General features: G+C 42.1%; 21 protein-coding genes, 1 tRNA gene and 1 other RNA gene. 2 read left to right on the top strand and 21 right to left on the bottom strand.

Annotation, left to right across the window (positions count from 1 at the left end; genetic code table 11):
* Positions 1-106 precede the first annotated feature (106 nt).
* The 10 genes from pyk to dnaG form a co-directional block, all read right to left on the bottom strand.
* Complete coding sequence (pyk, locus tag O3642_RS02725) at positions 107-1,612, bottom strand: pyruvate kinase (RefSeq protein WP_003003616.1); 1,506 nt, start codon at positions 1,610-1,612, stop codon at positions 107-109.
* Positions 1,613-1,681: 69 nt separating this feature from the next.
* On the bottom strand, positions 1,682-2,695 hold the full coding sequence (gene pfkA / locus O3642_RS02720; protein WP_003003668.1) for a 6-phosphofructokinase: 1,014 nt from the start codon (positions 2,693-2,695) through the stop codon (positions 1,682-1,684).
* Between the two features lie 84 nt (positions 2,696-2,779).
* Positions 2,780-5,881 (bottom strand): DNA polymerase III subunit alpha, encoded by a 3,102-nt coding sequence (locus O3642_RS02715; protein ID WP_371605341.1) that lies wholly within the window; start codon positions 5,879-5,881, stop codon positions 2,780-2,782.
* Between the two features lie 83 nt (positions 5,882-5,964).
* Positions 5,965-6,052: transfer RNA gene (locus O3642_RS02710), tRNA-Ser, on the bottom strand.
* An 11-nt stretch (positions 6,053-6,063) separates the two neighbouring features.
* Positions 6,064-6,412: a transfer-messenger RNA gene (ssrA, locus tag O3642_RS02705) on the bottom strand.
* Positions 6,413-6,515: 103 nt separating this feature from the next.
* Positions 6,516-7,310: a hypothetical protein gene (locus tag O3642_RS02700; protein WP_003003331.1), complete on the bottom strand. Its 795-nt coding sequence runs from the start codon at positions 7,308-7,310 to the stop codon at positions 6,516-6,518.
* Between the two features lie 9 nt (positions 7,311-7,319).
* Positions 7,320-8,027: an ABC transporter ATP-binding protein gene (locus O3642_RS02695; protein ID WP_003003284.1), complete on the bottom strand. Its 708-nt coding sequence runs from the start codon at positions 8,025-8,027 to the stop codon at positions 7,320-7,322.
* Between the two features lie 170 nt (positions 8,028-8,197).
* The gene (locus O3642_RS02690; protein ID WP_003003687.1) at positions 8,198-8,527 is read right to left on the bottom strand and encodes a metal-sulfur cluster assembly factor; all 330 of its coding nucleotides are present in this window, start codon (positions 8,525-8,527) and stop codon (positions 8,198-8,200) included.
* 170 nt (positions 8,528-8,697) lie between these two features.
* Complete coding sequence (rpoD, locus tag O3642_RS02685; protein WP_003003251.1) at positions 8,698-9,807, bottom strand: RNA polymerase sigma factor RpoD; 1,110 nt, start codon at positions 9,805-9,807, stop codon at positions 8,698-8,700.
* Between the two features lie 2 nt (positions 9,808-9,809).
* On the bottom strand, positions 9,810-11,588 hold the full coding sequence (gene dnaG / locus O3642_RS02680) for a DNA primase (RefSeq protein ID WP_371605340.1): 1,779 nt from the start codon (positions 11,586-11,588) through the stop codon (positions 9,810-9,812).
* Positions 11,589-11,803: 215 nt separating this feature from the next.
* Between dnaG and mscL the strand changes: the two genes are divergently transcribed.
* Entirely contained in the window at positions 11,804-12,184 is a 381-nt protein-coding gene (gene mscL, locus O3642_RS02675; RefSeq protein WP_371605339.1) for a large conductance mechanosensitive channel protein MscL, read from the top strand.
* A 101-nt stretch (positions 12,185-12,285) separates the two neighbouring features.
* On the opposite strand, the gene rpsU is transcribed toward mscL, so the two are convergent.
* Entirely contained in the window at positions 12,286-12,462 is a 177-nt protein-coding gene (gene rpsU / locus O3642_RS02670; protein ID WP_000048054.1) for a 30S ribosomal protein S21, read from the bottom strand.
* 178 nt (positions 12,463-12,640) lie between these two features.
* Here rpsU and O3642_RS02665 point away from each other — a divergent pair, with 178 nt between their 5' ends.
* Entirely contained in the window at positions 12,641-13,609 is a 969-nt protein-coding gene (locus O3642_RS02665) for an NAD(P)/FAD-dependent oxidoreductase (protein WP_155171573.1), read from the top strand.
* A 251-nt stretch (positions 13,610-13,860) separates the two neighbouring features.
* Here the strand turns inward: O3642_RS02665 and whiA are convergent, their stop codons facing one another.
* The 10 genes from whiA to cdaA form a co-directional block, all read right to left on the bottom strand.
* Positions 13,861-14,778, bottom strand: a complete 918-nt coding sequence (gene whiA / locus O3642_RS02660) for a DNA-binding protein WhiA (RefSeq protein ID WP_371605338.1) — start codon at positions 14,776-14,778, stop codon at positions 13,861-13,863.
* Positions 14,775-15,752: a YvcK family protein gene (locus O3642_RS02655; RefSeq protein WP_371605337.1), complete on the bottom strand. Its 978-nt coding sequence runs from the start codon at positions 15,750-15,752 to the stop codon at positions 14,775-14,777. Before O3642_RS02655 ends, whiA begins: the two co-directional genes overlap by 4 nt.
* On the bottom strand, positions 15,749-16,639 hold the full coding sequence (rapZ, locus tag O3642_RS02650) for an RNase adapter RapZ (protein WP_004219661.1): 891 nt from the start codon (positions 16,637-16,639) through the stop codon (positions 15,749-15,751). Before rapZ ends, O3642_RS02655 begins: the two co-directional genes overlap by 4 nt.
* A 77-nt stretch (positions 16,640-16,716) precedes the next feature.
* A complete protein-coding gene (locus O3642_RS02645; protein ID WP_371605336.1) occupies positions 16,717-17,100 on the bottom strand; it encodes a RidA family protein in 384 nt (127 codons plus the stop codon).
* An 18-nt stretch (positions 17,101-17,118) separates the two neighbouring features.
* Positions 17,119-17,322: a hypothetical protein gene (locus O3642_RS02640; RefSeq protein ID WP_061455439.1), complete on the bottom strand. Its 204-nt coding sequence runs from the start codon at positions 17,320-17,322 to the stop codon at positions 17,119-17,121.
* Positions 17,323-17,333: 11 nt separating this feature from the next.
* A complete protein-coding gene (obgE, locus tag O3642_RS02635; RefSeq protein WP_371605335.1) occupies positions 17,334-18,647 on the bottom strand; it encodes a GTPase ObgE in 1,314 nt (437 codons plus the stop codon).
* A 33-nt stretch (positions 18,648-18,680) separates the two neighbouring features.
* Positions 18,681-18,812, bottom strand: a complete 132-nt coding sequence (locus O3642_RS02630; RefSeq protein ID WP_003011566.1) for a DUF4044 domain-containing protein — start codon at positions 18,810-18,812, stop codon at positions 18,681-18,683.
* 236 nt (positions 18,813-19,048) lie between these two features.
* Positions 19,049-20,398 (bottom strand): phosphoglucosamine mutase, encoded by a 1,350-nt coding sequence (gene glmM, locus O3642_RS02625; protein WP_320910820.1) that lies wholly within the window; start codon positions 20,396-20,398, stop codon positions 19,049-19,051.
* 22 nt (positions 20,399-20,420) lie between these two features.
* A complete protein-coding gene (locus tag O3642_RS02620; RefSeq protein WP_371605334.1) occupies positions 20,421-21,170 on the bottom strand; it encodes a YbbR-like domain-containing protein in 750 nt (249 codons plus the stop codon).
* Positions 21,167-22,015 carry a diadenylate cyclase CdaA gene (gene cdaA, locus O3642_RS02615; protein WP_004219642.1) on the bottom strand — a complete coding sequence of 283 codons (849 nt, stop codon included), beginning with the start codon at positions 22,013-22,015 and terminating at the stop codon, positions 21,167-21,169. Before cdaA ends, O3642_RS02620 begins: the two co-directional genes overlap by 4 nt.
* Positions 22,016-22,069: the final 54 nt, after the last annotated feature.

The raw sequence follows: 22,069 nt of genomic DNA, 5'->3' as shown, positions 1-22,069 counted from the left end.
AGTAAGCGTTAGTGAGAATTCTTGTCAACACACTAAACAAAAAAAGAAAAACCTCGTGGTCAATCCTTTCGGACCAACCAGCAAGGCTTTCAGATCAAATTGTCTATTAACGTACTGTACGGATACGCATTGTGTTAGTACGAACAGCTTCTCCAAGTGGCACACCTGCAACGATAACGATATCGTCACCAGATTGTACAAGACCTGCTTCAACTGCTTTACGTTCAGCAATTTCAAACATGTCATCAGTTGATGATGGAGCTTCTGTCAACATTGGGATAACACCCCAGTTCAACATCAATCCACGTTCTGTTAATTCGTCAAATGTCAATGCCAAGATATCAGCATTTGGACGGTATTTAGAAATCAAACGTGCTGTGTGACCAGTCTTAGTAAGAGTTACAACCAATTTGATGTCCATTGAGTTTGTAGCATCTTTAACTGCTGAAGCCATAACTTCTGTCTTAGAGTTACGTTCAAATGAATCTGAGTTCAAACGTCCGTATTCGTTAAGAAGAGTTTGAGCGTTCTTATCGATTGTAGCCATTGTTGTAACTGACTCAAGTGGGTATTTACCATTTGCAGACTCACCTGAAAGCATTGTAGCGTCAGTTCCGTCGATAACAGCGTTGAATACGTCTGATACTTCTGAACGAGTTGCACGTGGTTTTTCAGTCATTGTTTCAAGCATGTTTGTTGCAGTGATAACAACTTTACCAGCAGCGTTTACTTTAGTGATGATCATTTTTTGGTAAACTGGAACCATTTCAAATGGCACTTCGATACCCATGTCACCACGAGCAATCATGATACCATCAGCAGCTTCAATGATTTCGTCCAAGTTATCGATACCTTGTTGGTTTTCGATCTTCGCAAACAATTGAACGTGACCGTTACCAGTTTCTTCACAGATTGCACGAACTTCATTTACGTCTTTTGCAGTACGTACGAATGAGATCGCGATGAAGTTGATACCTTGTTCAAGACCGAAGCGGATATCAGCGTTATCACGTTCAGCAAGAGCAGGGAAAGGAATTTTAGTGTTAGGGATGTTGACACCTTTTTGTTTAGCGATGATACCATCGTTTTCAACTTCAACGACAAATTCACGTTTTGCAGCGTCTTTTTCTACAACGCGAAGACCCAATTTACCATCGTCAACCAATACTTGGTGTCCAACTTCAACGTCATCAAAGATGTCAAGTCCACCAGCAACATTCAAAGCAATCACTTCACGAGTAGATTTGATTCCTTGTTTAGTTGCAACACGGATTTTTTCACCAGTTTTGTATGAATACTCTTTAGCTTCACCTTCGAACAATTCAGTACGGATTTCTGGTCCTTTAGTATCAAGAAGGAAACCAACTTTTTTACCTGCAAGTTTTTCTGCAAGTTTAACAGTTGCCATACGTTCACCTTGTTCTTGGTGGTCACCGTGTGAGAAGTTGAAACGGAAAGTGTTAGCTCCTGCTTCAATTAATTTAGCAATGTTTTTAGCTGAAGCTTCAACGTCAAGTTTTTCACCCCAGTATCCATCTTCACCAAATTTTTTACCACCACGGATTTCTACCGCAGGACCCAAAGTTGCAACGATTTTTACACGTTTGTTCATGATATATATGACTCCTTTTTAAATATATCTGTCTTTTTAAGACAAGGTTAACGAATTTATAAAATACAATTAGATTGAAGACAAGCTACGGTTCAACTCGGCAAGACCAAGATCAGCTTTATGTGGATTGTTTACTACAATCTTACCATCTTCTGTCAAGCTAAAGAGGGCTCCTTCTTCTGCTTTACCAAGGATTGGGTTTTCAACCATTTTTTCATTACGGATACCAACGGCTACACCACCGATTCCTTGTTTCAGCAATTTAACAGCGTGTGCTCCCATACGTGAAGCAAGAACACGGTCACGCGCAGTAGGTGAACCACCACGTTGGATGTGACCAAGCTCAGTTACACGAAGGTCGCTTTCATCACCAGCCGCTTTCAAAGCTTTACCAAATTCATCTGCAGACATCACGCCTTCAGCCAAGATGATGATGTTGTGGGTACGACCTTTTGCGTAACCCTCTTTGATGCTCTCAACAACATCTTCGATCTTGAATCCTTCTTCAGGAATGATGATTTCATCTGCACCAGATGCAATCCCTGCCCAAAGAGCGATATCTCCAGCGTTACGTCCCATCACTTCGATAACGAAAGTACGGTGGTGACTAGATGAAGTATCACGGATCTTATCGATCGCATCCATTGCAGTTGTGACTGCAGTATCAAAACCAATTGTAAAATCAGTTCCGACAATATCGTTGTCGATCGTACCAGGAAGACCAACAGCTGGGAATCCAAGTTCAGTCAAGCGCATCGCACCATGGTAAGAACCATCTCCACCAATAACGACAACACCTTCGATCCCGTGTTTCTTCAATTGCTCGATCCCTTTTAATTGACCTTCGCGTTGTGCGAATTCAGGGTAACGTGCTGAATGAAGGAAGGTACCACCACGGGAAATAATATCTCCAACAGATGAGGCGTCAAGGGGCTGAATTTTACCAGCAACCATACCTGCGTATCCATCGTAGATACCAAAAACTTCCATTCCTTCAGAAATTGCTTGACGAACAACTGCACGGATAGCAGCATTCATACCAGGGGCATCTCCACCACTAGTTAAAACAGCAATACGTTTCATTTCGTTGTTTGCTCCTTTTTTTCTTTTACATTCTACGTAATTATAACACAAAGAAGACTAAAATTCTCGTATTTTTCGCAGTTTTTACCGATAAATCGTTTTCATAACGAGATTCTTTAGTTCATCTTCCAATTCTTTGTTTTTCTGGACTGTATAGCCCTTCAATTGAAGAGTTTTTTTCTCGTCTTCATAGCGTAATATCACAGGATATGGGCCCGGATATTTTTTCAAGATAGAAAGAATCGTTTTATCCTGACGATGATCGAGCAACTGGATCCAGAACTTTTCATTGGTTGCCAGTTGCGCCTCTGCTAGAATCATCTGCAAGCGCCCATCACGCTCTTGTATCTTCCCTGTCAAGTAATAAAAGCCGCCTTCTTTTATCAAGGAGGAAAATCGATTGTAGGTTTCAGGGAAAAGTGTCACATCCAATTTTTTCTTGGTATCACTGACTTGTAAGAAAGCCATGAGATCGCCCGACTTGGTTCGAATGGTTCGAATGTTTTGTACCTCAATGAGAATGCGTGCCTGCTCTCCTTGAACTAATTGAGAAATTGGTTGGATCTCATAGGGACTTGTTTGCCCAATCGCAACCAATGGGTGAGTACTGAGCCCGATCCCAATAATGGCCTCTTCCTTCTCATATTTTTCAGCCTGGCTAAAGTCTTCCGCTTCTGTCCAGGAATAGTTAGAATCCCCAAACAAACTTCCTAGCTCATCAGCAAAGACAAACAAATTCGGCAAATTGTGAAGCACCTTGCGCCTATTTTTTTCAAAAATGTCGAATAATCCAAGCTCCACTAAAGGTGTTAACAAAGGCAATTTATGATACTGATTGGGGAGTCGTAAAATGAAATCTTCGACACTTTCAAAGGGACGATTATCAATGATCCAATACGCTAAATCTCTTGGGAGTCCCTTGATATTTTTCATTCCCCGGTAGATTTTTCGATCCTGGAACTTATCTCTGTAAGGGATGGTATTGATGGATAATGGCGCGACTTTAAAATCAAACTGGAGAGCATCTGCCAGATAATCGCTGCTCGAATAATTGAGCATGACATCAAAGAAAACATCTGGATAATGGACCTTGAAATAGGCCATCTGAAAGGCCAAGGCAGAATAGGCATAGGCATGGGAACGGTTAAACCCATAGCCTGCGAATTTTTCCATGATTGCAAAGACCTCTTTGGCTTTTTCTTCCGTATGACCAAGTTTAAGCGCACCTGCGACAAAATCGTCTTCCATCTTATGCATTTCAGCCGCATTTTTTTTGCCCATGGCCCGACGTAAAATATCGGCTTTCCCTAGACTAAAGCCTGCAAAACGCTGGGCAACCTGCATGACCTGCTCTTGGTAGAGCATGATCCCATAAGTAGGCCTTAAGATTTCTTCAATAGCTGGATCCAAAATCTCAACTTTTTCCTGGCCGTGCTTTCTTTTGACAAAATTATCAATGTAATCACTAGCGCCTGGACGATTGAGAGAGGTGGTCGCTACCACTTCTTCGAAATGATTGGGTCTCACACGTCTCAAGAGGCGAATGGCTCCAGCCTGTTCGAATTGGAAAATCCCCTTGGTATCCCCAGCAGCAAACAAGGCTAAGGTTTCTGGATCTTCTAAATCAATGGCTTCAATCACGATCTCTTCTTGGTACTTTTCATAGACGGCTTCCTTCATTTTCTGAACAAAGGTTAAATTTCGCAGACCCAAAAAGTCCATCTTCAACAGACCATTAGCTTCAACCGCATGGGCATCATACTGAGTGACAAACATATCTTCACCGTACTTGAGAGGAATGTGATCCGTCAAATCCTGGTCACTCATCACAACCCCAGCCGCGTGGATAGATGTCTGTCTTGGTTGGCCTTCAATTCTTTTAGCAATTTCAAAGCCACGCTCAAATTCTGCTCGGCTATGAATCACTTGTCGAAAAGCTAGATTCTGTTCATAAGCTGTCGTCAGTGTATCCCTAAACCCAATCCGCTTGGTAATGGAGGTCAATTCGTACTCTGGTAGCCCAAAACGTTTAAAGACATCTCGAATGGCTTGTTTGGCCCCAAAGGTTGAAAAGGTCACGATCTGAGCTGCATGGTAACTCCCGTAACGGTCTCGCACATAGCGGATAAATTCTGGACGATAGATATCAGGAATATCAATATCAATATCCGGCATGGTGTAGCGCTCCACATTTAAAAAGCGCTCAAAGAGGAGGTTCTTCTCCACAGGATCAATACCTGTAATTCCTAGGGCATAGGCTACCAGTGAGCCTACAGCAGACCCACGTCCCATTCCCATATAATAGCCTTGACTCCGTCCGAAACGAAGAAGGTCCCAGACAATCAAGAAATAATCATCAAAGCCCATTTGGTGAATAATGTCTAATTCATGCTCCAGACGTTCTTGATAGACCGGACTGGTCAAGTTCTTTCGAAGGAGACCCGCTTGAGCTAATTCTTTCAGTTCCTCAACAGCTGGTTTCTGGGGATTGAAGCGAGGCAATTTCAACTGGGTGTCAATATCATATTGAATCCCTTGGACAAGTTTTTCCAGATTTGTGATGGCTTGCGGAAATCGCTCTGCAAAATCATTCTTTAAATCCTGAGGAGTTTTTAGAACTGTTGTAGGATCAATTTGCCCTGTTTCTGTCAAGCTTTGATTGTCCTTGATGGCTGCCAGCATCTGCATGGCTTCCACATCCCCAGTCTCAAAAAAACGTACAGTATGAAGAGGGAGCACAGGGGGGCTAAACTCTTGGACCGGCGTATCCGCAAAAACTCCGATGAAGTAATCTAGACCAAGCGGCAAGTCTCTACTAGCAAAAGGAGCTGGGACAATAACTGCTACTCCTTCTGTTAGGTGCTTCACATCCTCCCAATTGTTTTTCCCCATCATTTTGACGGTCGACATCTTCATCAGATTCTGGTAGCCCTTCGTTGTCAAGGCCATCATCCGAAACGGAATTGTTTCATTGTCTACTTCTAGTCCAATTTCTATACCGACCAAGGGTCTGAGGTTGTGGGCCTGACAGGCTTCGATAAATTCATAGGCACCATACAAATTATCTACATCCATGATTCCCAATGCGCCATACCCCATACTTTTAGCCACTTGGACATAGTCTTTTATGGTCACAAGGCTTTCCATAAAGGTATAGACTGATTTGGTATCTAGCTGTACAATCACTTTTTTTCCTCCCTCGCTTGTCTATTTTTGGAACTCTTTTTTGTACAAAAAAACACCACTGCTACACAATGATGTCTCAACAACGGAAGACATGGGATTCGAACCCACGCACGCTTTTACACGCCTACCGCGTTTCCAACACGGCCTCTTAAGCCTCTTGAGTAATCTTCCATGAATAAAAAATATGGAGCCGGTGGGAGTCGAACCCACGTCCAAACACCTGCCAGCATATTTGTCTACAACCATAGGTTATGTCTTCTTTTAACAGCTACATGACACATAACTCAAGCCCTGTACCTGCGAGTCTATCAATCTCTTATCTATCTCCTAGACCAAGCTAGATCGTATCTCGCTAAAATTAAGACCTGTCATCAAACACGAGCAATTCGAATCGGGTCACGCCTGCTGGTGTTTAGGCAGCTAAAGCGTAAGAATTATTATTTTTTGCAGTTATATTTAACTGGCGTTTTACATCCGCTAGATGAGTTGCAAAATATGCCTCATAATGCCTGTCGAATCCGTAACGACCCCAAAACGAATACAATTAGTATATCAAAATGTAGCCAAAAATGCAAAAGAAAAAAATTGAACAAGAAGGCTTCCACCGGGAAGCTCCTTGTTCAATTTACTGTTATTATTGAAGATTCAACTTGTACTTGCTGATATAGTGAATGGTGAAGTACATAGAAACAATCTTAATGACTTCATAAATGAGACCTGGAATGAAGTTTACTCCAAATTCATCAATATTTCCATAAACCAATGCATACACGACAGCATATGAATCTTTAAATGGATTGACTGCTGTACCAATGATACTTAAAACAAGGCACAAGAGAAAACCAAACAAAATAGCCTTAAATCCACGACGATTTTGGAACAGTTGACCAAGTGCGATCGATACATAAAATAATAAAATTCCGGAAGCTGTGGTAAAAATCCACCAGATGATCATCCAATAAGCAATAGAATGACTAAAAGCCTCAGAAATAATACTAAATACAGGAGAGAGATCTTGTCCAATGACAGCGCCCATCACAATAATTGTGATAAAACCACTCAAAAATAGAAGGAATAGGCAGTAAAGACTCGCTACTAAAGCTCCCACAAATTTAGACAAAATGATCGCATGTGGGCTAGCTGGAAGGGTCCAAGTCAAGTAACCTTCACGTCCGTATAAGTTGGAATAGAAACGACGGATAATAATATAATAGTTGCTCAGATAAAGACCGATGACTCCTCCAAAAATGAGAATCCCAAGGGTCCCCGTAATCATTTGCATACTATTGGTTTCCATATTCACAAAACCGTTTGTAGCACTTCCACCGATAACACCTGTAATCACTGACAAACCTAGTGCGATCAAAGTAATCAACAGATACCATTTACTTGTTGACTTAAATTCGTATTTTAATAATTTACCAAACATGAGGTCCTCCTAATAAACACGGAATTGATCACGGAAGATTTCATCGATAGATTTTCCGTGTTGATTGCGCAAAACAGTCGTATTTTCATGCAAGAGAATTCTTCCTTGGTTGATGAAAATAGCTTCATCCAAAACTTGCTCAATATCCGCAATCAGGTGAGTAGAAATCAAGACAGAAGAGTTTGGACGTCTGTTTTGAATGATGGTCCGCAAAATATAATCACGCGCCGCTGGATCAACCCCACCGATTGGCTCATCAAGAACATACAAGTCAGCTTCACGACTCATCACCAAAATCAATTGCACTTTTTCCTTATTCCCTTTTGAAAGGCTGTTCAATTTTTGATTTGGCTGCAAATGCAAATCGTTGAGCAATTGGTAAGCACGTTGGACATTAAAATCTGCATAAAAATCTTGGAAATAGCTAATAGCATCAATAATTTTCATATTTTCATTCAGATAAGTTGTATCTGGCAAATAGGAAACTACTTTTTTAGAAGCTGGGGAAGGTAATTGCCCATGAATATAGATATTTCCAAGGCTTGGTTGCAACAAACCATTAATCAATTTAATGATGGTTGTTTTCCCACTACCATTGGGACCCAAAAGGCCAATAATGCGGCCAGGTTGGATGTTCAAACTAACATCCATGAGAGCAACTTCATGCCCATAATTCTTTGTCACATGGTCCAAGTAGACCAAAGGATACTGATTCATGTAAATCTCCTTTATTTTCTATTTATGCTATTATACCTTGTCCCCTTGATGATTGCAACTTTATCTGAAAATTTGCTAATAATTTTGAAATGGTTGTTCAAAAAACAGGGGTAAACAAATCAGAGGTTAGGAAATCCCTAACCTCCGATTTGTTTTGATGCATAGAATGTTTAACTAATTCCAAGTGCGATCCGTGCATAACGGCTCATCTTTTCAACCGTCCAAGCAGGGTACCAGACCAACTTCACATCCACTGATGTCACTTCTTCCACTTCTGCTAAAACATCATGAATCTGATCTGTCAGAAGATCCGCTAATGGACATCCCATGGTCGTTAGGGTCATATCAATGATGGTTGCTCCAGTTTCACCGTCAAAATGGATCTCGTAGACAAGACCTAAATTGACAATATCAATCCCAAGCTCAGGGTCGATTACCTCTTCCAAAGCATTTAAGATTTTATTTTTAATTGCTTCAATTTGCTCAGTTGTATATGCCATATGACTTCCTTTTTTGCTATTTTACTCTCGATAGAATTTCTTGGCTCGGGTTAAAAATGTCCCCCGGACCTGGGTCGCTTCTACATTTCTAGGCGACCGTTAAAAAGGTCCCCCGGACCTGACCACTCTCTGGTTTTTAGGTGGCCGTTAAAAAGATCCGCAGGGTCTTTTTAATCCTCTATAAAGTCACGCAATGGTTTGCTTCTGCTTGGGTGGCGGAGTTTGCGGAGGGCTTTGGCTTCGATCTGACGGATCCGTTCACGGGTCACGTTGAAGACTTTGCCCACATCTTCCAAGGTCCGCATTTTCCCATCATCGAGACCAAAACGAAGACGCAAAACATTTTCTTCACGGTCTGTTAAAGTATCGAGGACTTCATCCAATTGTTCGCGTAGTACCACACGAGTGGTGTAGTCTACAGGATTTTCAATCACTTCGTCTTCGATAAAATCTCCCAAATGGCTATCGTCTTCTTCCCCAATTGGCGTTTCCAAAGAAACAGGCTCTTGGGCAATCTTCAAGATTTCACGCACCTTGTCTGGCGTCATATCCATGCGTTCAGCGATTTGTTCAGGCGTTGGGTCTTGTCCCAATTCTTGTAAGAGATTGCGTTGTTCACGCACCAACTTGTTAATGGTTTCCACCATGTGGACAGGAATCCGAATGGTACGCGCTTGGTCTGCAATAGCACGAGTGATGGCCTGACGGATCCACCAAGTCGCATAAGTAGAGAACTTGAACCCTTTGGTATAGTCAAACTTATCAACCGCCTTCATCAAGCCCATGTTTCCTTCTTGGATCAAATCCAAAAATTGCATTCCACGACCAACGTAACGTTTCGCAATGGATACAACCAAACGAAGGTTGGCCTCTGCTAGACGTTGCTTAGCTTCCAAGTCACCTTGTTCCACCAAGATAGCCAATTCTTGTTCTTCTTCATTGGTCAAGAGAGGAACAACCCCAATTTCTTTCAAGTACATCCGTACGGGGTCATTAACCTTAGCAGAGTTGCTTCCAAGTAATTCCTCATCTGATAACTCTGGCTCTTCTTCATTGTTCAACACACGCGCACTTGGGTTGCCGTCTTTATCAGTGATCGAAATCCCTGCATCTTGAATGCGTTGCAAAAGATCTTCAATCCCATCTGCATCTAGCGTGAATGGAATAACCAATTGGTCATTAATTTCATCATCTGTTGCAGTTCCGCTTTTCTTGTGGCTGCGAATAAATTCTGCAATTTGAACGTCCAATGTTGTAATATCTTTTTGTTCTTTAGCCATTCCTACTCCATTCTTCTTTTTTGAGCGATTAAACGCTCGAGTTCCAATAAAGCTTTTTCCGCATCCCCTATTGAGGAAGCTTCCTTCACTTTATTTCCAATTTGTTGACTTTCTTTGCGAAGAAGCTCACGATTCCGCGTCTCTTCTACTTCTTCTAACTCACCATCTGCTATCTCTTCTGGTAAATCTTCTTCTAACATGCGGTACCAGGCGTGCTGGACCCCTTCAGGCTGATCGGATAAATCCTGAGGGGTGACTTCCCCATTTTGACAGAGCAATTGATACAAGATCTGTAACTCCGGCGTGTCGAAGGCAAAATCAGGTCGCAAACGGTAATCATTGAGGACCATTGGAAAATCCTTCATCCTACTTAACAAATGATTTTCCGCCTTGATCAAGCGCGTCATCCCACGATTCGGCAAGAGCTCCACTGAAAAAGTCGACGTTTTTGATCGTCCACCTTCTTGCGCTTCTTGCCGTTGATGCAAACGACTATTATTGACAATCTGCTCAATCTGTAAGTAATCAAAGTCCGGCAATAAATCGGCCAACTTATAAATATACGTGTTTTGCGCTGTAATGGAGCGCGTCTGGGCGATCATCGGTGCCAACTTTTCGACAAATTCAATTTGTGCTTGCAGGTTCTCAATATACTGGGGTTTCCAGTAGTGCATCAAGAATTCAACCTTACTGATCCGAGAATTCTTCAAGAGGGTAGCTAGATCTTCTGGGGACGTCTTTTTGAGGTATTCATCAGGGTCCATCTGATCAGGGATACGGACGATCTCCAACTCCAGATCCTGCAAGACATCCAAGGCCTTAGCTGTTGCTTCAAGTCCTGCCTTATCCCCATCATAGGTCAGGATGACCTTTTTGGTAAAATAAGACAGGTGCTGAACATGCTCTGGTGTCAATGCTGTCCCCATAGAGGCGACTGCATTTTCTATCCCAGCTCGATAAGCCGCAATGACATCCATAAAGCCTTCCATGATATACATTTCATGTTGCTTTTTAGCGCTCGTCTTGGCTTGATCCAAATGATAGAGTTCATAACTTTTATTAAATAGACGGGTACTACGACTATTCTTGTACTTGGCTTGATGACTGCCATCCTCCGTCATTTTCCACAGCCTACCAGAAAAGGCAATGACCCGTCCACTATCATCCGTCAAGGGAAACATGATCCGATCCTGAAAGGCATCAAAAACCGTTCCAGCATCTGAGATTGTAAACAAACCCGAATCGGTAATCACTTTCTCGGAGAATTTCTCAGAGAGATTTCGATAGAGATAATTTCCTTCTGCTGGTGCTAAGCCCAATTGAAAATGTCGGATCACCTCATCTGTCAGTCCGCGTTCATGCAGATAGTGTCGCGCTTCTTCCCCCATCTTTGTCGTCATCAGAATCGCCTGATAGAATTTACTAGCTTCCTGATGAATCTCATAAAGTTCTTGGTTTGGATTGGCAGACGCTGGTTGGGCAGGTCTTGCCTGGTACTGAAGCGCAATACCAGCCTTATCTGCTACGATCTGGACCGCATCCATAAAGGCGACTCCACGGTAGTCCTCAATAAATTTAAAGACATCTCCAGAGCGACCACATCCGAAACAATGGTAAAACTGCTTATCTTCAACGACATTAAAGGAAGGAGTCTTTTCACCATGAAAAGGACAAAGGCCTAAAAAATTACGGCCAGCCTTGGTCAAAGAAACAACTTCTCCAATGACTTCAACAATGTTTACACTGTTTTTAATTTCTGCAATGAGCTCTTTATCAACCATAAACAGTGCCTCCATTTTACCATAGATTATCACTTTATATTTTATACTAAAAGTTAGTAAAAGTAAATTTTTTCCTACTGATTTCACACATAAAAGAAAAGATTTTCAACCTTTATCACTAATTTAAAAAAATTTAGGCATATTTCTTGTCAGCCAGTTTATTATCCGTTATACTATCATAGTAAAAAATTATTATGAAAGGACATATATAGGATATGTTAAAAGAATTGAAAGCTTTCCTCCTTCGTGGAAACGTTGTTGACCTTGCTGTTGCAGTAATCATCGGGGCTGCATTTGGAGCTATCGTTACATCATTTGTAAACGACATCATCACTCCACTTATTTTGAACCCAGCTTTGAAAGCTGCTGGTGTTGAAAAGATTGCTGAATTGACTTGGAACGGTGTCGCATACGGTAGCTTCTTGAGCGCTGTAATCAACTTCCTTGTTATCGGTACTGTTCTTTTCTTCGTGGTGAAAGCTGCTGAGAAAGCTCAAAACCTTGGTAAAAAAGAAGAAGCTACTGAAGAAGAAGCTGCTGCTCCTACTCAAGAAGAGTTGCTTGCTGAAATCCGCGACTTGCTTGCAAACAAATAATTAGATAAAAAGATCCGATCTTCTAGCTGGAAGGTCGGTTTTTTTGTCTTCAATGGATGAGAAAAAACAAAAAACAGACCGAAGTCTGTTTCTGTATTCAATTAGAATTTTTTACGTTTACGAGCTGCTTCTGATTTACGTTTACGCTTTACAGAAGGTTTTTCATAGAATTCACGTTTGCGTGTTTCTTGAAGAGTACCAGCTTTAGTAACCGCACGTTTGAAACGACGAAGAGCATCGTCAAGAGATTCATTCTTACGTACTACTGTTTTTGACATATTTTTCACTCCCTTCAAGCCTAAAATCTTAATTATTTTATCACACTTTAATGGGGCTGTCAAGATCTTTTGAAACTTTTCTAGCCTCCCTAGCCTTTATGCTATTTCTTTTTACGACTTTTTCATTCTTCCTATTTTATGATACAATGGAAACAAAGAAAACCCTGAAGGAGATACCATGTCAGAAATTTATGATATTACGATTGTTGGGGGCGGACCAGTTGGTCTGTTTGCTGCTTTTTATGGCAATATGCGCCAAGTTAAAGTCAAACTGATTGATTCCTTACCTCAACTTGGAGGGCAACCAGCCATTCTCTATCCAGAAAAAAGTATCCTCGATGTACCCGGATTTACCAATTTAACAGGTGAAGAATTAAGCAACCGCTTGATCGAGCAAGTCAAGCGATTCGATACACCGATCTTCCTCAATGAAACCGTAGAGAATATTCAAAAAGAAGGTGATCTCTTCACCATCACTACTTCTCGCCAAGTGCATCAGTCTAAAGCAGTCATCATTGCCATGGGGGGAGGAGCTTTTAAACCCCGTTCCCTTGACATTGAGGGAGCTGATGCCTTCGATAACGTCCACTATCATGTTTCAAATATCCAACAATATGAAGGACAGCAGGTGACCGTCCTTGGTGGTGGGGACTCTGCTGTGGACTGGGCTCTTGCTTTTGACAAGATTGCTCCAACTACAATCGTTCACCGTCGGGACAACTTCCGTGCCTTGGAACATAGTGTAGAAGAACTCAAACAATCTTCTGTCAGCATCAAAACACCATTTGTTCCTAGCCGCTTGATTGGCGAAAATGGTCATGCCACTCATCTTGAAATCACAAAAGTTAAATCGGATGAAACCGAACTCCTCCCGATTGATCACTTATTTGTCAACTATGGCTTTAAATCTTCTATCGGAAACTTGAAAGAATGGGGTGTAGAATTGCAACGCCATAAAATCAAGGTGAATCAGAAACAAGAAACCAGCCTTCCTGGAATTTATGCTTGTGGAGACTGCTGCTTCTATGAAGGAAAGATCGATCTCATCGCTACAGGTCTGGGGGAAGCCCCGACAGCTGTAAACAATGCCATCAACTACATCTATCCAGATAAGAAAGTCCAACCAACGCACTCAACTAGTTTATAATAAAATAAGTTAATTGATTCTGAAAAGAAGTAAAAATGAGTCCCTATTTTTAGAACAAGTCAAGAAAATAAAAAAACTTTCCGCTGTGAGAAAAGTGACTGAAACAATACGTTTCAGTCACTCGGGAGTTTTGAGACATTAGGCTCAAAACTAAGTCATGGAACTTCTATGAAGTTCGCTGACGTCCGTACTCACCTAAGGAAAATTTTTAAAAAGACTTTATCCTCATTATGAAAGGCCTTTGGCCTTTTTTATTTGTCTAAATCGTCTGCCATCTTATTGATCTTACGCAAGCGGTGATTGACACCGCTTTTTGAAATAGGTTGTTGCAAACTATCTGCGATCTGCTGGATGGAATAATCTGGATGATTCATCCGGATATAGGCAACTTCTTGCAGGTCGCTTGGTAAACTCCCTAGACCGACCGTATCCACAATTTTGCTGATATTATTTATGGTTTTCATACTGGCTGTGACTGTGCGCTGGATATTGGCCATTTCGGCATTATTGGCCCGATTGAGGTCATTGCGCGTCTCTCTCATGACCTTGATGGACTCAAATTCCTGCATGGCTTGCATGGCCTCTACCACAATTAGAAAATCAATAATATCTTCCGCTCTTTGCAAATAGGTTACAACACCCTTTTTACGCTCGATGGTTTTTGCATCTAGTAAAAATCCTTGCATAAGAAGAGCAATTCCTTCCGCATGGTCTGTATAAACAGAATGAATTTCCAGCTGGTACTTCCCTTTTTCAGGATCTTTAATCGAACCGCTCGACAGAAAAGCACCCCGAAGATAAGCACGACTAGCTGCTTCATCTTCTAAAACACTAGCATCAATGCCTGTCTCAATCCCAAAGAAGGCATCTGCCAAATGCAAGTCAGCCAAAATCTCTTCCACCTTCTCATCCAAGAATACTGTGTAGACACGATTTTTTTTTAAGTTAGTTTTTTGGTGGTGGCGAATATCTGATTTTGCCTCATAGAAATGATGCAACAATTCATAGATATGACGAGCGATCTTGGCATTTTCTGTCGTTACCGAGAGCGTCAAGCCCCCCATTGAAATCCCAAGACTTCCAGACATCTTGATAATGGCAGCCAATTCACTTTTTTCAAATCGCTTGAGAGACAATAATTCTTCTTTGACACGAACCGTAAAACTCATTTTCTCACCTGCACAATCCGCATCAGCTCTTCAACTACTTTTTCGCCATCATGAAAGGCTCCTCCATTGACCAGCTTCAAGAAATCCGAAGAAATCACTTGGGGAACTTGCGAGTGGAGGCCCTTAAAATCGTGCTCTACCTGCACCAAATATTCATCAAATTTATTGCTGTTCATATAAGCTACAGGAACCTGATTGATATTGACAAGGACAGTATCGATGAACTTTTCTCCCAAGTGTTTATGGAGCACAGAAACGTGGTCACTATCTGTAAAATGCTCGGTTTCTCCTCTTTGGGTCATAATGTTGCAAACATAGGATATCTGAGCTTTGGTTTCAAGGATGGCTGATCCAATCTCGTCAATCATCAAATTAGGAAGAATCGAGGTAAAGAGAGAGCCTGGACCCAAGACGACCATATCACTTTCAAGAATAGCTTCCACCACTTTTTTACTAGCCTTTGGGCGCTCTTGATCAAAGGTATTGGTCACATAGACATGATCAATCATGCCGGTGTAGTTGGCAATGTGGCTTTCTCCTACCACTTCTTTTCCATCTTGAAAGACGGCATGAAGGGTCAAGGGACTATCACTGGAAGGATAGATCTTGCCGGTCGTATGAAAGAACTTGGTTAACAACTGCATGGCATTATAGGTCGAGCCTTGCATCTCTGAAATCCCTGCAATGATCAAGTTTCCCAAAGGGTGTCCGGCCAAAGGGCCATCATCGTCTGCAAAGCGGTATTGAAAGACCTTCTCATAAAAACGAGGCATATCTGACATGGCAACCAGCACATTTCTAAGATCCCCAGGTGGTGTCAATTTTTGGATGTTCTTCCGCAATTCACCTGAACTCCCGCCATCATCGGCAACGGTTACAATAGCAGTGATATCGACTGGTTTCTTTCTCAGACTATCGAGAATAACAGAAATCCCTGTTCCTCCTCCAATAACAGTTACTTTAGGTTTTCTCATGAGCGATTCACCGTTTCTTTCCGTCTGTCCTTGTCTCTATGACTGCAATTGACCTGCCAATGACTTTCTAAATCATGCGCTAAGCGCTCTGCAAAGGCTACCGAACGGTGTTGTCCACCGGTACAGCCCATAGCGATGGTGAGAACGGATTTACCCTCGCGTTTATAAGACGGTAAAATAGGAACAATCAAGTCATGGAGATGACGGTAAAAGTCTTCTGATTCAGGGTGGTCCATAACATAATCATAGACAGCTGGATCTTGACCAGTTAAATTCCTCAACTCCAATTTATAGTAAGGATTTGGAAGAAAACGCACGTCAAACACGAGGTCAGCGTCGATCGGAAGGCCATATTTAAAGCCAAATGACATGACCTCAACCCGAAAATCTGGCTGATTGTCTTGACTGGCAAATTGTTCTGCTATGGTTTTTCTTAAATTACGAGGCGTCAACTCAGTGGTATCCACTACATTTTGACTAATATTTTTTAATGGAGACAGGAGTTCTCTCTCTAGGGTAATCCCATCTAAAACACGACCATCTGCTGCTAGTGGGTGGCTACGACGAGTTTCTTTGTATCGTGCTACCAACTCACTGTCAGTAGCATCTAAGAACAAGACCTTAAAATCTAGATCTTCTTGGTTATCCAATTCATCCAAGACGGTACGAATTTCATTGAAAAATGAACGGCTCCTCATATCTACTACGATCGCCAATTTACTGTTATCTGGGCTGTGGCGCATGAGCTCAATAAATTTCAGCAAGAGCGCCGGTGGCATATTGTCGATGGTAAAGTAACCCAAATCCTCAAACGATTGGATGGCGACGGTCTTACCAGCACCGCTCATCCCTGTTACCATGACCAGTTGAATCTTACTTTCTGTCATTTTCTCCTCCCATAAATAAAACAGAGTGGCCTACAGTTTCCTGCTCTCCACTCTGTCTTTTTGTCTTTGAATGGTTATTAGGCCTTGATTTCCGCAATAACTTCAATTTCTACCTTCACATCACGTGGCAGGCGTGCTACTTCAACAGCAGAACGAGCTGGAAACTCTGTAGTAAAGACTGTTTTATAGACCTCATTAAAAGGTACAAAGTCATTCATATCACTTAAGAAACAAGTGGTTTTCACCACATGGTCAAAGTCTGTCCCAGCCTCTTCCAAAATAGCCCCAATATTCTTTAAGACTTGCTCCGTTTGTTCTTGGATTGTTTCGCCAATGATTTCGCCTGTTTCAGGTGACAAAGGAACTTGTCCACTTGCAAAGAGAAGATTGCTTACGATTTTCCCTTGAACATAAGGTCCGATTGCTGCGGGTGCTTTATCTGTATGAATTGTTTTTGCCATCGTATTCTCCATGTCTTTTTACTTCTGCTGGTTTTCTTTTGCTAATTTTTCCCTCTGTAAGCGCAATTTGCGTTTAGGATTTAGCGTATTAAAGAGCTCTTCTAGTTTTTCAGCATTCCAAACATCGGCTGCTGAAACAAAATTTCCATTTTCATCTCGAAAAGATATTGGTTTATCTCCCACTGAAAAAGCCTCACTTCTAATTTGGAATCCTTGATCCACAAGGATCACACTTAATCAACAAATTCAAATTCAAATTTACCGATCCGAACGATATCGCCATCTTTTGCCCCACTCGCACGGAGAGCTTCATCAACCCCCATGCCACGCAATTGACGAGCAAATTTCATGACCGCTTCATCACGATCGAAATTGGTCATATTGAAAAGCTTTTCAAGTTTTTCACCAGACAAGACCCAAGCGGCATCGTCATCCCGACTAATGTCAAAGGCTGGCTGGTCTTCATCAAAGCCGTAGTATACTTCTTCTTGTGCCATTTCATCTTCTGAATACAAGAGGAATTCTGGCGTTTTGTCTAACAATTCTGCTGTTGCTTCTAACAAATTGTCCAAACCTTGATGTGCCAAACTAGAGATTGGGAAGATCTGTGGCAATTCATCAAACTCATCGTAATTGGCTGCCAATTTCTTCTTGAATTCTTTCAAGTTTTCTTGGCTCTCTGGCATATCCATCTTATTTGCCACGATAATCTGAGGACGTTCCATCAAACGAAGATTATAGGTTTCAAGCTCTTTATTAATTTGAACATAATCTTCATAAGGGTCGCGTCCTTCACTGGCTGACATATCAATAACATGCAAGATAACCCGGGTGCGCTCGATGTGGCGAAGGAACTGGGTTCCTAGTCCAACACCTTGGCTAGCTCCTTCAATCAATCCAGGAAGGTCTGCGACTGCAAAGGATTCACCTGATGGCGTCCGAACCATGCCCAAGTTTGGAACGATGGTAGTGAAATGATAAGCTCCAATCTTTGGTTTGGCTGAAGTGATGACACTGAGAAGGGTTGATTTCCCAACAGAAGGGAAGCCAACCAAACCAACGTCTGCCAAGACCTTGAGTTCTAATTCGAGTTCGCGTTCCTGACCAGGTTCCCCATTCTCAGAAATCTCTGGAGCTGGATTCTTTGGAGTAGCAAAACGAATGTTTCCACGTCCGCCACGGCCACCGTGTGCGACAATGTACTCTTGTCCATTTTCAACTAGGTCAGTGATGACCTTGCCAGTCTCAGCATCTCGGACGGTCGTTCCTTGAGGAACTCGTACATAGAGATCTTCTGCCCCACGTCCGTGCATCCCTTTGGTCATTCCTTTTTCCCCATTTTGGGCTTTGAAATGCCGGTTATAACGGAAGTCCATTAGAGTACGCAAGCCTTCGTCTACTAGGAAGATGACATTGCCACCACGTCCTCCATCACCCCCCCAAGGTCCACCATTGGGGACATATTTTTCACGACGAAAGGCCACCATGCCATCGCCGCCATTTCCAGCCTTGACCTTTATCTTGGCTGTATCTAAAAACATACTCATAAATAGATGATTTCCTTTATTCCTGCTTGCATCTTAATAAGAAAGAGCACCAATTGCAGTTGCAAAGATTGCACCAACGGTGACAATCAACATAATCACAATCACGACCATCGTAATCATTTCAAATGGTGTTTTTTTACGTTTTCCGTTATCTCCAAAAGCCACTTCTAAATACCTCGATTACATTAAATTCATTAGTAGCCCTATTTTACCACGAATGAGAGGATTTTTCAAATCGAGCCTACACAAAAAGACCAGACATGAGGCTGATCTCTTTGTGCCAAGAGGTGTTTCTTTCCATGAACAGAAGGTATTAAAGCTCGTACACTGGACTAATAGGTATGGTCCATCTATAAACCCGACTTTTGAACACAAAAACTCACACCTAGACACATTCATTTTTAGAGTCCAATTTCTGCTTGGACAACTGCAGCAATGGTATCCACATAGTAGTCCACTTCTTCATTGGTTGGTGCTTCTGCCATCACTCGAAGGAGGGGTTCAGTTCCACTTGGACGTACCAAAATACGTCCATTTCCTGCCATTTCTGCTTCCATTTTTTCAATGATTTCACGAATAGCAGACACTTCCATCGCCTTGTCTTTCATGCTATTTTCAACCCGGATATTGACCAGTTTTTGCGGATAAATGGTCACTTCTGCAGCCAATTCAGATAATTTCTTGCCGGTTTCTTGCATGATTTTTGTCAATTGTACACCTGTTAATTGGCCATCACCAGTTGTGTTGTAATCCATGATGACTACGTGACCAGATTGCTCACCACCAAGGTTGTAACCAGACTTGCGCATTTCTTCGACGACATAGCGGTCTCCAACAGCTGTAATTTCTTTTTGAATTCCTTTCGCATCCAATGCCTTATGGAATCCGAGATTGGACATGACGGTCGTGACGATCGTATTTTTCTCGAGCAAGCCCTTGCTTGAAAGGTAAGAACCGATGATGTACATGATCTTATCGCCGTCTACGATCTCTCCATTTTCATCCACTGCAATTAAGCGATCGCTGTCTCCATCAAAGGCAAGACCAATCGCTGCGCCAACTTCTTTTACTTTCTCTTGCAAATGTTCTGGGTGAGTAGAGCCAACCCCATCATTGATGTTCAAACCATCTGGGTTTTCACCGATGACGGTCAATTGAGCTCCCAAATCTGCAAAGATTTGACGGGCACTTGTTGAGGCTGCACCATTTGCTGTATCTAAGACTACGTGTATACCCTCGAGTTGGACCCCTGTCGATACAAGGAATTCTTGATACTTACGCAAGCCTTCTGGATATTCCATAACCGTTCCTAAACCTTGCGCACTTGGACGTGGAAGGGTATCTTCAGCGGCATCAAGCAAGGCCTCAATTTCAAGTTCACGATCATCATCCAATTTGAAGCCATCACCACCAAAGAATTTGATGCCATTGTCCAAGGCTGGATTGTGGCTAGCAGAAATCATAACTCCGGCGCTGGCTTTTTCCGTACGAACTAGATAAGCGACACCTGGTGTTGCAATCACACCCAACTTGTAGACACGAATTCCAACAGATAAGAGGCCAGCAATCAAGGCATGCTCTAACATTTCACCAGAAATACGCGTATCACGTCCAACAAATACCAAGGGTGTTTCTTCTTCATGTTGGCTCAATACATAGCCACCGAAACGACCTAATTTAAAGGCCAATTCTGGCGTTAATTCTACATTTGCTTCTCCACGGACACCGTCCGTTCCAAAATATTTACCCATTCTTTATTACCTTTTTTACTTTCTAATTACTTGAACTGGAGGAGGTCGACGACGAACTGCTTGAGCTTGACGTAGACGAACTACTCTTTGTGGTTATTTGAATCCGTGTTTCACTCGGATTTACCAGACCTGGTAGACCCTCTCCTTGAGCATCTACCGGATTTAATGAAAGAGTTCCACTATAATTTCCACTGATGATCTCACTGGATGGGAAGACAGCTTCGACATGATCAATGCGACTCAATGTTTCTTGATCACTCGTTACTTCTACCTTTGTTGTTTCGAGAGAAACATCCGTTACCGTAATTCCATCCACGATTTGATTGTCCGGGATCGTGGCTCTGACAGCAAACGATTTTTTCGCTTTCTTCCCGATCTTTACAGACACTTTCTGAGGCTCTACGGTTGCGGTCAAACCAGCCGGAAGATCTTCTACAATCAACGGTACTTCGACAGTACCTTCCTTGGCCTTACGAAGATCCGCTACCACGCGAAATTTTCGCGTTCCCGGTTGCATTTCGCTTGCTAGAGCGACCCGGTTTGAACCCTTTAGAAAGACCGTTACCTCTGATGTTAACCCGCTGACAAAGTATGTCTTGTCATTGTACTTGGCATCAATTGGAATATTGGACAAGGTATTGGTGTAGGTCTCTGAACTCACTTGTCTAGCGCTGCTATTGTTTTGAAAATTAAAGGATGACGCATTGATAAACAAGATAAAGGACAATAAGACGGAAGAGAAAACATAAAGAAATTCTTTTTTCGATCTCATTTTGTGACCCTCCCAAATAGACGCTCTTTCCAACTAGTCGTTTTATTCTCTTCAGGAACCAAGAAGGCTCTCAATTCTGCCTCAAACTCTTCTAAGGTTAAATCGTGAAGGAAGGTTCCATTATAAGTCACAGAGATCCCACCCGTTTCTTCTGATACCACAAAGGTAAAGGCATCCGAAACTTCAGATAAACCAATGGCTGCGCGGTGACGTGTTCCAAACTCTTTTGAAATTCCAGTGTTTTCGGTCAAGGGCAGGTAGGCACAAGAAACAGCTATTTTATCATTGCGGACAATGACGGCTCCATCATGCAAGGGAGTATTAGGAATGAAGATATTAATCAGCAATTCTCCTGAAATTTCTGCATCTAGAGGAATCCCTGTGGAAATATATTCCTGAAGGGTTCTGGCTCCTTGAATGGCTACCAAGGCACCAATCTTACGTGGGCTCATATAAGCTACTGCCTTGACATAGGCCTGCACCATCTTCTCTTCCTGACTGACTTCACTCGTCGTAAAGAATTCTGTCGCTCGACCCAGACGTTCTAAACCAATCCGAATCTCAGGGGAGAAAATCACAACCAGGGCGATAACCCCATAGGTAATCACTTGATTGATCAGCCATGAAATAGTCGTGAGACCTAAGAAATTGGCTAAAAACTGCACCAAGAAAAAGATAATAACTCCACGAACCAAAATCATGATCTTGGTCCCGACGATGGCCTTGATCAAAAAATACAACAACCAAGCCACCAGGGCAATATCGATGATATTGATAACAACACTCCACCAATTTGGGAACAAACTGGTCCAAAATTGTGGATTTGTAAACTGTTGAATATTCATATTCTCATACCTACCACTTCTCTAAAAGACATCATCCTATTATAACACGTTTCA

This window comes from Streptococcus sp. 27098_8_66 (genome assembly GCF_041431945.1).
Taxonomy (GTDB): Bacteria; Bacillota; Bacilli; order Lactobacillales; family Streptococcaceae; genus Streptococcus; species Streptococcus dentalis.
Note: the sequence above shows the minus strand (reverse complement) of the source record. Positions and strands in the feature narration are given on the sequence as shown.

Coding starts and splice junctions, on each gene's coding strand:
- pyk (WP_003003616.1), bottom strand. CDS start 1,612: ATGAACAAACGTGTAAAAATCGTTGCAACTTTGGGTCCTGCGGTAGAA.
- pfkA (WP_003003668.1), bottom strand. CDS start 2,695: ATGAAACGTATTGCTGTTTTAACTAGTGGTGGAGATGCCCCTGGTATG.
- O3642_RS02700 (WP_003003331.1), bottom strand. CDS start 7,310: ATGTTTGGTAAATTATTAAAATACGAATTTAAGTCAACAAGTAAATGG.
- O3642_RS02695 (WP_003003284.1), bottom strand. CDS start 8,027: ATGAATCAGTATCCTTTGGTCTACTTGGACCATGTGACAAAGAATTAT.
- O3642_RS02690 (WP_003003687.1), bottom strand. CDS start 8,527: ATGGCATATACAACTGAGCAAATTGAAGCAATTAAAAATAAAATCTTA.
- rpoD (WP_003003251.1), bottom strand. CDS start 9,807: ATGGCTAAAGAACAAAAAGATATTACAACATTGGACGTTCAAATTGCA.
- dnaG (WP_371605340.1), bottom strand. CDS start 11,588: ATGGTTGATAAAGAGCTCATTGCAGAAATTAAAAACAGTGTAAACATT.
- mscL (WP_371605339.1), top strand. CDS start 11,804: ATGTTAAAAGAATTGAAAGCTTTCCTCCTTCGTGGAAACGTTGTTGAC.
- rpsU (WP_000048054.1), bottom strand. CDS start 12,462: ATGTCAAAAACAGTAGTACGTAAGAATGAATCTCTTGACGATGCTCTT.
- O3642_RS02665 (WP_155171573.1), top strand. CDS start 12,641: ATGTCAGAAATTTATGATATTACGATTGTTGGGGGCGGACCAGTTGGT.
- whiA (WP_371605338.1), bottom strand. CDS start 14,778: ATGAGTTTTACGGTTCGTGTCAAAGAAGAATTATTGTCTCTCAAGCGA.
- O3642_RS02655 (WP_371605337.1), bottom strand. CDS start 15,752: ATGAGAAAACCTAAAGTAACTGTTATTGGAGGAGGAACAGGGATTTCT.
- rapZ (WP_004219661.1), bottom strand. CDS start 16,639: ATGACAGAAAGTAAGATTCAACTGGTCATGGTAACAGGGATGAGCGGT.
- O3642_RS02645 (WP_371605336.1), bottom strand. CDS start 17,100: ATGGCAAAAACAATTCATACAGATAAAGCACCCGCAGCAATCGGACCT.
- obgE (WP_371605335.1), bottom strand. CDS start 18,647: ATGAGTATGTTTTTAGATACAGCCAAGATAAAGGTCAAGGCTGGAAAT.
- glmM (WP_320910820.1), bottom strand. CDS start 20,398: ATGGGTAAATATTTTGGAACGGACGGTGTCCGTGGAGAAGCAAATGTA.
- O3642_RS02620 (WP_371605334.1), bottom strand. CDS start 21,170: ATGAGATCGAAAAAAGAATTTCTTTATGTTTTCTCTTCCGTCTTATTG.
- cdaA (WP_004219642.1), bottom strand. CDS start 22,015: ATGAATATTCAACAGTTTACAAATCCACAATTTTGGACCAGTTTGTTC.